Here is a 12,861-nt window from a genome sequence, read left to right on the forward strand (position 1 = left end):
GCGGGAATTATCTCATAGTTTTCCACAAGGAAATTGTCATGGTGTTGATTTTCCCCAGGCTTTTTTCAGCTGGGCGGCTTCATGTAGTTCATTGTGTTTTGGTATTTAGTTGAACTACCATAGATTTTTTCACCCCCTTGAGAGATGCCATGAAATCCAAGCTTGCCGTACTGATGTTGCTGGCCATAAGCTCAGCAGCATTTTCCCAGGATGCCGACAAGGCGCCCGCCCTCAGCAAAGAACGCGCCGCCGAACTGCAAGCTTCCGAGCGCCTGCTCAAGGCGGATGCGCAAGTCAGCAAGACGGGCCAGGTGACGATCAAGGGCAAGCTGGTGCCGTACAAAGTGACGGCGGGTACGCAGCCGGTGTGGGACAAGGATGGCAAGGTGACGGCGTCGCTGTTCTATACCTATTACCAGCGTACGGATGTCAGCGACAAGGGCAAGCGTCCGCTGGTGCTGTCGTTTAACGGCGGCCCGGGTTCGGCGTCGGTGTGGATGCACGTTGCCTATACTGGTCCCAAGGTGCTGAACCTGGATGCGGAAGGCTATCCGGTGCAGCCGTATGGCGTGAAGGACAACCCGCACTCGATACTCGACGTCGCCGATATTGTGTATATCGATCCGGTCAACACCGGCTTCTCGCGCGTGCTGGATGGGAAGGCCGACCGTTCGCGCTTCTTTGGCGTGAACGCGGACATCCAGTATCTGGCTGAGTGGGTGAGCACTTTTGTGTCGCGTGAAGGCCGCTGGACTTCGCCGAAATACCTGATCGGCGAAAGCTATGGCACCTCGCGCGTGTCCGGCTTGGCGCTGGAACTGCAAAACGCGCAGTGGATGTATCTGAATGGGGTGGTGCTTGTGTCGCCGACGGAGCTGGGCCTGAAACGCGACGGTGCGGTGGATGATGCGTTGAAGCTGCCGTATTACGCCGCCACCGCGTGGTATCAGAAAGTGCTGCCAGCCGACCTGCAAGCGAAGGATCTGAAGGACGTGCTGCCGGAAGTGGAAGCCTTCACCACTGATGAATTCCTGCCAGCGCTGGCCAAGGGCGGCTTCCTCGATGCGCAGAAGCGCGCGCAGATCGCCGCCAAGGTGGCGCGCTATTCCGGCCTGTCGGCGGAATACGTTTTGCAGAACAACCTGGCGGTGCAACCGCAGCAGTTCTGGAAAGAGCTGCTGCGCAAACAGGGCAAGACCGTGGGCCGCCTGGACTCGCGCTACCTGGGCATCGACAAGACTGATTCGGGCGACAAGGTCGATTACAACGCTGAGCTGACCTCGTGGCTGCACTCGTTCACGCCGGCCATCAACCAGTACCTGCGCGTGGACCTGGGCTACAAGACCGACGTCAAATACAACCTGTTCGGCGACGTCCATCCGTGGGACTACAAGAACGAGAACACGGGCGAGAACCTGCGCCTGGCCATGGCTGCCAATCCGTATCTGAAAGTGATGATCCAGTCGGGCTACTACGACGGCGCCTGCACCTACTTCGACGCCAAGTACACCATGTGGCATCTGGACCCGAGCGGCAAGATGAAAGACCGCCTGCGTTTTGAAGGCTACCGCAGCGGCCACATGATGTACCTGCGTTCGGCCGACCTGGCGACCGCGAATGACGATCTGCGCGACTTCATTCGCTCCGCCACGCCAGCACAGAACGCGCCAGCCAAGTATTGATTCAGCTGGCCGTGCGCTGTAGCTGGCGCACGAAGGATTCCGGCGGCATGAAGCCGATCACGCGCGCCTGCGGCACTTCCTTGCCGCGGGCGTCGAACAGGATAATGCCGGGTGGGCCGAACAGCTGGAAGCGCTTCATGAGCGCCTTGTCGTCGGCGTTATTGGCGGTGACGTCAACCTGGATCAGTTGCATGTCCTGCATGGCGGCGGCAACGCGGCGTTCGGAGAAGGTCATGCGCTCCATCTCTTTGCAGGCCACGCACCAGTCGGCATAGAAGTCCAGCATGACGGGTTTGCTGGTAGACGCCAATACCTTGTCCAGATCCGCCACGGTGCGGATGCGGCTGAAGCGCGGGCCTTCGCGCGCGGCGGTCGGTTCGCCAGCCACCGCGCTGCCGCCGCGCAGATGCGCCAGCGGTTGCAGCACATCGTTGCCGGAACTGGCGGCGCCTACCAGTTCAAACAATCCGCCCAGCAGCATCACCACGCCGAGTGCCTTGGCGGCATAGGCGCCAAGGCCCGCTCCGTGCGGCAGCGCTTCGCCTGTGCGCAGGAAGGCCGCGCACAGAATGGCAAATGCGCCCCACAACGCCATGCCGGCGGTCACCGGCAGCACGGGGCCGATCATCCAGATGGCGACGGCGATCAACAGCAGGCCGAAGACTTTTTTTACGCTGTTCATCCAGGCGCCGGCGCGGGGCAGCAGGCTGCCTGCCGACAGGCCGGTCAGCAGCAGCGGTACGCTCATGCCGGTGGCCATGGAAAACAGCGCCCAGCCGCCCGTGGCGGCGTTGCCGGTCTGGCTGATGTAGAGCAGGGCGCCGGCCAGCGGACCGGCAACGCAAGGACCGACAATCAGCGCGGACAGTGCGCCCATGATGAAGACGCCGATGATTTTGCCGCCGCTCTGGCGCCCGCTGGATGCGGTCAGCCTGCTTTGCAGCGCGCTGGGAAGCTGGAGCTGGTAAACGTCGAACATCGACAGGGCCAGCGCGAACAGCAGTGTGCCGAAGGTCAGCAGCACCCAGGGCTTTTGCAGCGCGCCAGCCAAGCCTTCACCGGCAAGCCCGGCGCCGACACCGAGTGCGGTGTAGACCAGCGCCATGCCCAGGCTGTAGGCGCCAGCCAGCAGCAGGCCGCGTTTGCGTGTGACGTTACCTTCGCCGACGATGATGGAGGACAGGATGGGAACCATGGGCAGCACGCATGGCGTGAACGACAGCAGCAGGCCAAACACCAGGAAGGCGCCACCGATGCGCCAGGCGCTGCCGCTTTGCAGTGTGCGCTGGGCGAGGGAGGTATCGTCTTCGGCGGCAGGCGGGGCCGCCTTAGCCGTAGCCGTCGCTGGCCCCACGCTCGTTGCGGCATCCGCTACCTTTGCGTTCAGCACACCGGGTGCGGCGGGGTTCACGCTATAGGTCACCACGACCGGCGGGTAGCACAGGCCCGCATCCGCACATCCCTGATAGCTGACAGTCAGATCGAACGGCGCGGTGCCGCTGACCGGCAGGTTGAGGTCCAGCGCCGCGTAGTAGGTTTCCATCTCCTTGCCAAAATTCTCATCGAACTTGCGCTGCCCTGCAGGCAGCTGCGGTTGCGCCACGCCTGGCCCGCTGAAGGACAGACGCTCACGATACAGGTGATAACCGTCGGGCATTGTCCAATGCAGGCTGACGGTGTGTGCATCGCGTAGCTCGGCCTTGAGCACAAACGCCTGTTCCGGTGGCAGGAAATCATCCGCGAACGCGGCTGGCAACCACGCGGCAAGCAGCAGCGTGCACAGCCAGTTGAAAACATACTTCATGGGGTTCTCCGAAAAATACGGCCATCGTGATCGATGGCCAGATAACTCAAGCCGGAACGTTCGAGGAAATCGCGTCCGTCTTCTTCCAGTAGCATGGCCGTGGTGGTGCAGCTGCCTGCGGTGATCGCCAGCGGCGCCAGCACACTGACTGAGCGCCAGTAAGACACCGGCATGCCGCTGCGCGGATCAAGCACATGGCAATAGCGCCGGCCATCCACTTCAATAAAGCGTTCGTAATCGCCGCTGGTCGCCAGCGCGCCGCGGCTGATGGGAATGCTGGCCACCGTGGCCGATATATCGCGCGGGTCCTGGATGCCGATATCCCAGGCTGCGCCGTCGGGACGCGGGCCGAGGAAGCGCATGTCGCCACCCAGGTTGACATAGCCATGCCTGACACCCATGACCGCCAGCACTTCTGCCGCGCGGTCGACGACATACTCCTTGCCGAAGCCGCCGAAGTCCAGCTCCATGCCCTGCAATGGCAGGAATACGGATGCGCCGTTGTGCAGGACCTTGTCCCAGCCGACCAGCGGCAGCAGGTCGCGTAATGCGCTGGTCTGCGGCAGGACCGCATTGCGGAAATCCCAGGCTTTGCGCAGTACGCCGGAGGTGATGTCGAACCGGCCATCGCTGGTGGCGTGCAGGCGGTCGGCATAGGCCAGCAGCGATGCCGTCTCCTCGTCGCATGCGACGGCATGCTTGCCGGCTGCCGCGTTGATGCGGCTGACTACACTGTCATCGCGATAGCGCGAATACTTTTGCTCGATACGGCGCACTTCATCGATGGCGTGCATGGCAATGTGACGCGCCGCATCGCCATCGGGTGCGGCGATGCGGACTTCGCAGCGGCTGCCCATGGCGGCAAAGGAGACAGTGTAGAGGTCCGCTACCATAGCCGGGTAAAGCCGATCTGCAGGCTGGTGGCGCGCAATGGCGCCAGGCCTGGACTGCCGTCGCCAAACACGCGCCATGCGCCGCGCTGCTCGTAGCGCTCCAGTTTCAGATCGACATTCCAGTCCTTGCCGAGCTGTTTGGCGATCTTGATGCCGGCCGTGGCCGCGCCGAACGCAGACAGACGCTGGTCAGCTGAAGTGTAAGCCGGGCCGCCGAACACGTAGCCCGGCGGGAAAGGCGCGCCCAGATTGACGTCATATACCGGATCGAAATAGAAGTCGGCGGCGCGCTGCGAATACAGGCGCAGGGATGGCGTGACAGTCCAGCCATCGGCCAGCGACTGCACCCACTCCGCCGACAGCGTATGCGCGCGGATGCCGTAGCTGTCGCGGTAGTAGCGGTAGCTGAAACGTCCGGTCGCATCGGCGTCCACGAAACGGTGGTTCCACTGCATCAGCAGCGTGTCCTGGTTGCGGTCACGCGGGCGTTTGTCAACCAGTTTGTAGGGATCGGAATAGTAGCCATGGCCGCTGCTGTGGGTGTAGGTGAGCTGGCCGATATCCACCGGCGTGAATACGCGCGTCACCCCCGCCAGCACGCTCACGGTCTGACGGCTCTCATTGGTGACGATCAGATTGACGGGATTGATGTCATCGTCGGAACCGCCCAGGCCCAGCGCCCACGTGGTGTTCTTGTCGTCGCTGTCGATGGTGGTTTGCAGCGACAGTACGCGCGAGCGGTAGTCATGCTCGGTGGAGAACGCGGCGCCGACGCTGACCGTACCATGCGGCAGATAGCGGGTGACGGTGACATCGCCGGCCTTGCGCAGATCATCCATGCGCGAGGCGCCGGAAACGGCGGTGTGATAGCGCGGCGACGCGCCGGAGACATCGTCCATAGTGACGCTGGCGGCGATCGACCATTCGCCCGCGACTGGCGCCATGATGGCGACCGATGGCGCGTGCACGCGGATGCGGTCGAGTCCTGGCTGATCCTCTTTGTAATCGAGATATTTGACGCTGATGGCGCCGCGCTCGGGCGCCGTCTCGGCGTGGACCAGGCCTGGCAGCAGCATGGCTGCGGCCAGGAGCGCCTGGCCCACTGGTGGTTTGTGGTTATCCATGGTGTTCCTTGTCAGTTGCAGCCGCAGCCGCCGCCACCGACGCCGCTGCCGCCGGAAGCCGCTTCCTTGCTGGCGTAGATGTGTTCATTGAAGCGGGTACCGAGGGTGTCGCCCTGTATCAGCATGTCGGGACGCGCCAGATGGCCTTTTTCCCAGGCTTGCACAGGCGGCAGCGCGCAGCCGGACAATGCGGCTGCCATGGCGCAGAGCGCGATCAGTGTTTTCATTTGAGGCCTCCCAGTGCGGTTTTGATGCGGCTTTCCAGCGTGTCGCGGTCGGCGGCGCGGAAGCCGCTGTGCTCATACAGCACTTTGCCATCCGGGCCGATCAACACGCTGCTTGGCATGCCTTTGATGCCGTAGCTGCGCGGCGTGGCGCCGTTCGGATCGAAGGCGATGGCAAAGCGGGCCGGCGTGACGGCGAGGAAGTTGCGGGCATCCTCGGATTTGGCGTCCACGTTGACGCCGACGATTTGCAGGCCTTGGGCGCCATAGCGCGCCTGCATCTCGTTCATCCAGGGGAAGGACTGACGGCATGGGCCGCACCATGAGGCCCAGAAGTCGACATACACCAGTTTGCCCTTGTACTGCTCCAGCTTGACCGCGCCATCCGGCCCGTTCAGAGTGAAGGCTGGCGCCGGGGCGCCCGGTTCCAGTGCCAGGGCGGAGGCGGACAGGCCGCACAGGAGGTAGGCGGCGATGATTTTTTTCATTGTTGCTCCAGTGGCTGATTGTTGCAGCAGTCAATACCCGCGCAAGCCAGGATGGTTCACAATAGACTGGAGAAAATTTTTGTGTTTGGATTGAACCTTTCTTCCTCCGCCGCGTATTCACGGCACCAGAGGAGAAATGCATGCGGACAGGCAGGGGAATGACGGCGTCGGACGAAACGGATGAGGGAGCTTTGCTGCGGCGGGTGTGCGGCGGGGACCGGCTCGCCTTTCAGACCCTGTATCGCGCCTATTTTTCCCGGCTGGCGCGGTTTTTGGACCGCATGACGCGCAACGTGCCGCTGGTGGAAGAGATCATCAACGATACCATGCTGGTGGTCTGGCAGAAGGCAAATACCTTTGACGGCAGTTGCAAGCTGTCGACCTGGATTTTCGCCATCGCCTACCGGCAGGCGCTGAAGGCGCTGCGCGGCCTCGACGTGCCGCTGGAGCCGCAGGAGGATCAGCCGGGCGAAGCCGGCGCGGAGCCGGAACATGCGCTGGCTGCGCGCCAGTTGCAGCGTGGCGTCAGCCGGGCGCTGGACAGGCTGCCGATGGAGCAGCGCCTGGTGGTCAGTCTGACCTATTACCATGGCATGGCCTATCAGGAAATCGCTGAGACCATGGGGTGCCCGGTGAACACGGTGAAAACCCGGATGTTCCATGCACGGCAAAAGTTGAAGGACATGCTGTCCGATCATATGGAAGAGATGCAATGAGTACCCACACCACCACCAGCGACGCGGAACACCAGGCCTTGCAGGATTTGCTGCCCTGGTATGCTTCGGGATCGCTGAGCGAGGAGGAGGCGGGCCGCGTGCAGGAACATCTGCACAGCTGTACCGCCTGCCGCGAGGATCTGGCCTGGCAGCGCAAGCTGCTGGAGACGGAAGGGCCGCTGCCGTCGGGACTGGACCCGGAGCGTGCACTGGCGCGCCTGATGCCGCAGCTGGATGCGGCCCCGGCCCCGGCCACCACAGCTGCTGCATCGGCCAGCTTCGGCGACCGTTTGCGCGCCTGGCTGGGCAACGCCGGCTGGCAAGGCTGGGCGCTCGCCGCGCAACTGGCCGTGATCGCGGTGCTGGCCGCACAGCTGCTGCCGCATGGTGAAGCGCCAGGCTACCAGGCACTTGGCCGCGGACCAGCTGCCACGCCAGACGTGCTGGTGGTCTTCAAACCGGACGCGCGCTTGCAGGACGTACAGCGTATCTTGCAAGCCAACGGCGCCCAGATCATCGGCGGTCCGACAGTCACGGGCGCTTACATGCTGGATGTGGACTCGGACCATCAGGCGCAGCTACTGTCGGCACTGCGCGCTGACCCGTCGGTGGAACTGGCCGAATCGCTGACTGCCGCGAGCCAGCCATGAAACACCTGCTGGCATTGGCATTTTGCCTGTGCTCTGGCGTCGTGATGGCGCAGGCAGGCCAGGACCTGCCGCAGATCGTACCGCGCATCGATGCGCCTGCGGAAGCGCAGAAAGCACCGGACAATGCCGAAATCCTCGTCATGTTCCACTTGCCGGCGCCGCACTTCCGCGCCGACCACTATGGCAGCAACAACTACCGCGAAGATGCCGGCCGCGCCGCGCGTCAGCGGATAGCTGCCGCAGTGGCGCAGGACTACAAGCTGGAGCTGATGGAAGACTGGGCCATGCCCGCGCTGAACGTCGATTGCTACCGCATGCGTTTGCCCGCAGGGCAGGGCGCGGCCACCGTGCTGGATGCCTTGTCGCGCGACAGCCGCGTGGAATGGGCGCAGGTGATACAGGACTTCGTGGCGCAAGCGGGCAGCGACCCGCTGTATCGCACCCAGCCCGCTGCTGGCGCATGGCGTCTCGATGAAGTGCGCAAGGCCGCGACTGGCCGCAAGGTCACGGTTGCTGTGGTGGATAGCGGCATCGAGAGCAATCACCCCGACCTGGCCGGCCAGGTGACGGTGGAAGAAAATTTTGTCGATGGCCAGAAGTATGTGCCGGAGCTGCATGGCACGGCGGTTGCAGGCGTCATCGCCGCGCGCGCCGGCAATGGCGTCGGTATCGAAGGCGTGGCCCCGGATGCGCGCTTGATGGCATTGCGCGCCTGCTGGCAAAGCGGTAGCGCCACGCGCTGCAACAGCTTCACGCTGGCCAAGGCCATGAACTATGCGCTGTCGAATGGCGCGCAAGTCATCAACCTGAGTTTGTCCGGCCCGCAGGACAGGCTGCTGCTGCAATTGGTTGAAGCAGCGCAGGCACGCGGCATACGGGTGGTGGGCGCGGTCGATCCGGCGCGCGCCGACGGCGGCTTCCCTGCCAATACGCCTGGCGTGTTTGCCGTGGCCTCGGATGGCGCCGCGCCGTACGCCGGGCTGCATCCACTGCTGGCGCCAGGGCGCGATATCCCCACCACGCTGCCAGGCGGACGCTGGGGCGTGGTCAGTGGATCGTCATATGCGGCGGCCCACGTATCCGGTATGCTGGCGTTGCTCGAGGAGCTGAAACCGCAGCTCTCCGCTGCCCGGCTGCGGGAAGGAATCGTGCCCGGCGACGCCAGCGCGGTTTTGACCGGCATCGATCTCTGTGCCACCATCCTCCGACTCACAGGAAAATGTACATGCGCTTGTCCTACCAGCTCCAACAGCCGATTCGTCCGCTCGCCCTGAGCGTGCTGGCCTGGTTGCTGGCGCCCGCCGCGCATGCGCAGTTAAGCGGCAGTGCAGGCCTGCTGTCCAATTACATGTATCGCGGCGTCACACTCAGCGACGACCGGCCGGCTGCGCGCCTGGCGCTGAACTACGATGGCGCAGCTGGCTGGTTTGCCGGTGGACAGGTGGTGACGGGACAATTGGCGGTGGAATCGCACCGTAGCGCGCAGTGGACTGGCTATGCTGGCTATGCACAACGCCTGCCGTCCGGACTGGCGTGGGAAACGGGCGTCACCGCCTATGCTTTCCCGAACAAGCCGCACTGGAATTTCCAGGAAGTGTTCTTTGGGCTGTCAGGCGACACCGTGAGCGGGCGGCTGCACTACTCGCCCAATTACCTGGGCTTTGGCGACCACACACTGTACGGCGAATTGAATGGCGGCTGGCCGCTGGCGCCGCGCTTGCAGGCGTTCTGGCATGGCGGCTATTACTATGCCCGCGATAACGCGCGCACCAATCGCGCCGAAGCGCGTCTCGGCCTGGCTACCTCGTACAAGGATTGGCAGGCGCAGTTGTCGCTTGACCTCACGCGCCAGCGCGGCTGGAGCACCACTGATATCTATGGCAGCAACAACCGCGGCGACAGTGATGTCCGCCATAAGGTGGTCATCACTGTCGCCCGGATTTTCTGATTACTGCTGCTGGTTGCGTTTGGCGATTTCGTTACCGGCGTAGCCGCCGCCGATCGCGCCCGCGATGGTGGCCAGTTTGCGGCCGTTACCGCTGCCGACCTGATTGCCGAGCAAGCCACCGACGACGGCGCCGATGCCAATACCCAGCGGGCTATTCTGCGCTACCGGAGCAGGGGCGGGGGCCTGGATTTGTGCAACTTGTGCAGGAGGCGCGTACGTGTGGTGCACCACCGTTTTGTGTTCCACCACACGGCGGGGTTCTGGCGCTGGCACTGGTGCAACCACTGGTGCTGGTGCGCTCACCGCAGCCACTGGCACGGCCGCGTCATTCGGCGAAGTCGTCGCATGGGAGCTAGGCAGCAGGCCCGCAATCGATGCGGCGCCCACCAAACTGACCAGCGTTACCGACGCTGCGGCGACAGCCATCATGGGATGAATACGGGTGCGTGCAGTGTGTTCCATTTTGTTTTCTCCTGAAGTTCGCCTTGTATGGCGCTTGTCTGTATAACGGGCCAGGAAGAAAAAACGGTGACACAAAAAGTGTTTCTAGCGTAAGCAGATGTTACGCACGATTTGGACAGGGATGTTATTGTTGAGGGATGTCTTCATTGCCTTCCTCATTTCATCGACTGACCATCTCCAATTTATCAGCCCACGCGGCGCAGCAGGTCGGCATGGCCGCAGCGCCCTTGATCGCCGTGACAGCGCTGCACGCCGATGTCGGCCAAACCGCATGGATACAGCTGGCGCAGATGCTGCCGTTCCTGCTGCTGTCCATTCCCGCAGGCGTGCTGGCCGACAGGGTATCGCGCAAATGGCTCATGCGTTCGGGCGAAACCTTGCGGGCGCTGTCGCTGCTTTGCGTGCCGTTCATCGTGATGATGGGCGCCATGAATATCCCGTTTCTTGCGCTGCTGGGCTTTGTCGGCTCGATGGGCGCGCTGGCCTACAGCGTGTCGGTGTCGGCCCTGATTCAAGGCCTGGTCAGCCGGGACGTACTGCCGATTGCGAATGGCCGCCTGGAGCTGACCCGCAGTATCGCGTTTATTGGCGGCCCGGCGCTGGCTGGCGCCCTGGTGGCGTGGACTGGCGTGAACCAGGCCTTCATGCTGGCGGCAACGCTGTCGGTGGTGGCGATCGTGCTATTGAGTGGCATCCCGGAGGCGCCGCGTGGTGACGCACCACGCCGTCATTTTATCGCCGAGTTGGTGGAGGGCGGACGGTTCGCGCTGCAGCATCCCTTGCTGCGGCCGGCGTTTGGATTGTCAGTGGTATTCAATACCGCCTTCTTCATCCTGCAAACCGTGTTCATGCCGTACGCAGTGACACGGCTGAACATGAACGCCGCGCAGATCGGCGTGACACTGTCGATGTATGGGATTGGTATGGTGACGGCCGGCTTCTGCGTGCCCTGGATGGTGCGGCGCATGTCGATGGGGCAGATGCTGGCAGGCGGCTCGATGGCCGGCCTGGTGGCAGTGCTGGCGCTGATGGTCACGCTGTGGCATCCCGCGCATTGGCTGGCCGGCCTGTGTTTCTTTGTGCTGGGCGGTGGACCGGTATTGTGGACCGTGAGCTTTACCACGCTGCGCCAGCTTATTACGCCGGATGAACTGATGGGACGCGTCACTTCGATCAATTCATTGGCGACCTACGGCTCGCGCCCACTGGGCGCTGCGCTGGCAGGCGTGATTGGCACCGCGTTTGGCATGGAAGCCTGCCTGTACGTCGTCACCGGCATTTTTACGCTCGAAGTGGTGTTGCTGTGGATGTCGCCGCTGCCGTGGCTCGATGCGCAGAAACTAAAAAACCCGCAAGGCCGTTAAGCCTGCGGGTTTTGTTGAACTGCCTTAATTACGCCGCAGTTTTTGCGCGGCGACGGCGGGAGGCCAAGCCAACCAGTGCCAGGCCCGATACCATCATGGCGTAGGTTTCTGGTTCCGGTACTGCCGTCACCGAGTTGATCCAGCCGATGTGCGAGAAGGTCGCGGTGGAGCCGGACAGGTCGCCGAAGCTGGACGAGTTCTTGGTGCTCGAATCGCAACCGTTGAGGCTGAAGTAAGAGCAGGCATCGCTGCCTTGCCAGCCCCACGAGTGCACGGCAGACAACAGCCACTCTTTACCGTTCCACACGAAGTCGCCACCGCCGGAATCGCCGCCCGCGATCAGGGCTTCGCTGTTGCCCAGGCCGGTGCCGCTGGTCCAGGCATTGCCGCTGGCGCCGGCGATGCGGCCCAGGGTATTGTGGGCAGCCGTACCGTCGTCATAGTCGCTCATATAGGTGGTGCCTGGCGCGTAGAAGGCAGGGTCGTAGCCCCAGCCAGTGGCCTGGTCGCCGACCTTGTTGAAGGTCTTGCTGTCGATGTCGAAGGTGTTGTAGCCATAGTGGCCCCAGGCGCTGTCGTTCCAGTTCGGATCGACGTTGCTGCCGCCGCGGCTGGTGGTGCCGTAGCCGGCCATCAGGTAATCCTTGCCGACGTCGTTGGTGGTGCTCAGGTTGTAGCCCTTGATGGTGGTCACGGCCTGGTCCAGCTTGAGGATCGCGATGTCTGCGCCGGTGTCGAGGGTGCCATTCCATTTCGGATTCACGTAGGCATTGGTCACTGCCACGGTGCGGGTAACGGTTGCGGTTCCGTTGGCCCAGCCGAAATCCACCTTCATTTTGGTGAAATCATCCGCGCAGTGCGCAGCGGTCAGCACATATTGGCCGCCGGCCAGCAGCGAACCGGAACAAGCCCAGTTGCCACCCGAGTTGGAGAAGCTCAGACGCGCCACGCCGTCGAGTGCACCGGCCACGCCGTTGAACGATTGTCCTGGCGTGAAACGCCAGTTGGATGGTGCCGTGGTGTTCCCCGTCAGCGGGGTCAACAGATCGGAATTATTTGCCTGGGCGGCGGAAGCACCCAGCAGGGCGGTAACAACAGCAATCAACTTCAAAGCTTTCGACTGAATCATGAGCAGTACCCCTTGTGGCGATTATTGTTTGATTAGATGGTCCCCGCCGTTGGCGTGCGCTGGCGATGTAAGCTTACGCAGAGAACGGTAAGGAAATAGCAATATATCACCGGCTTGATAAAAAGCTACCGATTGTGGTCAAAAACTACATTTTCAAAAATGACATTGCCAATATGTATATTTTTACTGTATGTAAAAATTTTCATGAACGGAGCTCAAGACGGACGGGAAATTGCCAGCGTACTTCGGCGCTGACTTGGCGATGTTATTGGTTGCCGCAATAGCGTCCACAACCAGAACCGTTAGGCGTTCTAAAGATAAGCACTGGTTGAGATTTTATTTTGGCAATAAGGTATGCTCATATGCAATTTGATTCA

13 protein-coding genes are annotated in these 12,861 nt (G+C 62.5%); 6 read left to right on the forward strand and 7 right to left on the reverse strand.

Features of this window, described 5'->3' with window-relative positions; genetic code table 11:
- Window positions 1-149: 149 nt before the first annotated feature.
- Window positions 150-1,682 carry a S10 family peptidase gene (locus GTP58_RS16515; protein ID WP_161078391.1) on the forward strand — a complete coding sequence of 511 codons (1,533 nt, stop codon included), beginning with the start codon at window positions 150-152 and terminating at the stop codon, window positions 1,680-1,682.
- Window position 1,683: 1 nt separating this feature from the next.
- On the opposite strand, the gene dsbD is transcribed toward GTP58_RS16515, so the two are convergent.
- The 5 genes from dsbD to GTP58_RS16540 are packed head-to-tail and all read right to left on the reverse strand — an operon-like array spanning window position 1,684 to window position 6,215.
- Entirely contained in the window at window positions 1,684-3,486 is a 1,803-nt protein-coding gene (gene dsbD, locus GTP58_RS16520) for a protein-disulfide reductase DsbD (RefSeq protein WP_161078392.1), read from the reverse strand.
- On the reverse strand, window positions 3,483-4,379 hold the full coding sequence (locus tag GTP58_RS16525; protein WP_161078393.1) for an FAD:protein FMN transferase: 897 nt from the start codon (window positions 4,377-4,379) through the stop codon (window positions 3,483-3,485). The genes dsbD and GTP58_RS16525 overlap by 4 nt, the downstream gene beginning before the upstream one ends.
- On the reverse strand, window positions 4,373-5,503 hold the full coding sequence (locus GTP58_RS16530) for a DUF3570 domain-containing protein (protein WP_161078394.1): 1,131 nt from the start codon (window positions 5,501-5,503) through the stop codon (window positions 4,373-4,375). The genes GTP58_RS16525 and GTP58_RS16530 overlap by 7 nt, the downstream gene beginning before the upstream one ends.
- A gap of 11 nt (window positions 5,504-5,514) precedes the next feature.
- Window positions 5,515-5,730 (reverse strand): DUF4266 domain-containing protein, encoded by a 216-nt coding sequence (locus GTP58_RS16535; protein WP_161078395.1) that lies wholly within the window; start codon window positions 5,728-5,730, stop codon window positions 5,515-5,517.
- The gene (locus tag GTP58_RS16540) at window positions 5,727-6,215 is read right to left on the reverse strand and encodes a TlpA disulfide reductase family protein (RefSeq protein WP_161078396.1); all 489 of its coding nucleotides are present in this window, start codon (window positions 6,213-6,215) and stop codon (window positions 5,727-5,729) included. Before GTP58_RS16540 ends, GTP58_RS16535 begins: the two co-directional genes overlap by 4 nt.
- 158 nt (window positions 6,216-6,373) lie before the next feature.
- Here GTP58_RS16540 and GTP58_RS16545 point away from each other — a divergent pair, with 158 nt between their 5' ends.
- The 4 genes from GTP58_RS16545 to GTP58_RS16560 are packed head-to-tail and all read left to right on the forward strand — an operon-like array spanning window position 6,374 to window position 9,529.
- A complete protein-coding gene (locus GTP58_RS16545; RefSeq protein ID WP_229215610.1) occupies window positions 6,374-6,931 on the forward strand; it encodes an RNA polymerase sigma factor in 558 nt (185 codons plus the stop codon).
- Complete coding sequence (locus GTP58_RS16550) at window positions 6,928-7,581, forward strand: zf-HC2 domain-containing protein (RefSeq protein ID WP_161078397.1); 654 nt, start codon at window positions 6,928-6,930, stop codon at window positions 7,579-7,581. Before GTP58_RS16545 ends, GTP58_RS16550 begins: the two co-directional genes overlap by 4 nt.
- Window positions 7,578-8,855, forward strand: a complete 1,278-nt coding sequence (locus tag GTP58_RS16555) for a S8 family serine peptidase (protein WP_202413740.1) — start codon at window positions 7,578-7,580, stop codon at window positions 8,853-8,855. Before GTP58_RS16550 ends, GTP58_RS16555 begins: the two co-directional genes overlap by 4 nt.
- Window positions 8,807-9,529 (forward strand): TorF family putative porin, encoded by a 723-nt coding sequence (locus GTP58_RS16560; RefSeq protein ID WP_161078398.1) that lies wholly within the window; start codon window positions 8,807-8,809, stop codon window positions 9,527-9,529. The genes GTP58_RS16555 and GTP58_RS16560 overlap by 49 nt, the downstream gene beginning before the upstream one ends.
- Here GTP58_RS16560 and GTP58_RS16565 read toward each other — a convergent pair whose 3' ends face one another.
- A complete protein-coding gene (locus GTP58_RS16565; RefSeq protein ID WP_161078399.1) occupies window positions 9,530-9,991 on the reverse strand; it encodes a glycine zipper 2TM domain-containing protein in 462 nt (153 codons plus the stop codon).
- A 146-nt stretch (window positions 9,992-10,137) separates the two neighbouring features.
- Here GTP58_RS16565 and GTP58_RS16570 point away from each other — a divergent pair, with 146 nt between their 5' ends.
- Window positions 10,138-11,355: an MFS transporter gene (locus tag GTP58_RS16570; RefSeq protein ID WP_161078400.1), complete on the forward strand. Its 1,218-nt coding sequence runs from the start codon at window positions 10,138-10,140 to the stop codon at window positions 11,353-11,355.
- Window positions 11,356-11,383: 28 nt separating this feature from the next.
- Here the strand turns inward: GTP58_RS16570 and GTP58_RS16575 are convergent, their stop codons facing one another.
- Window positions 11,384-12,484: a S1 family peptidase gene (locus GTP58_RS16575; protein WP_161078401.1), complete on the reverse strand. Its 1,101-nt coding sequence runs from the start codon at window positions 12,482-12,484 to the stop codon at window positions 11,384-11,386.
- Between the last annotated feature and the right edge of the window lie 377 nt (window positions 12,485-12,861).

The organism is Duganella sp. CY15W (assembly GCF_009857555.1).
GTDB lineage: Bacteria > Pseudomonadota > Gammaproteobacteria > Burkholderiales > Burkholderiaceae_D > Rugamonas > Rugamonas sacchari.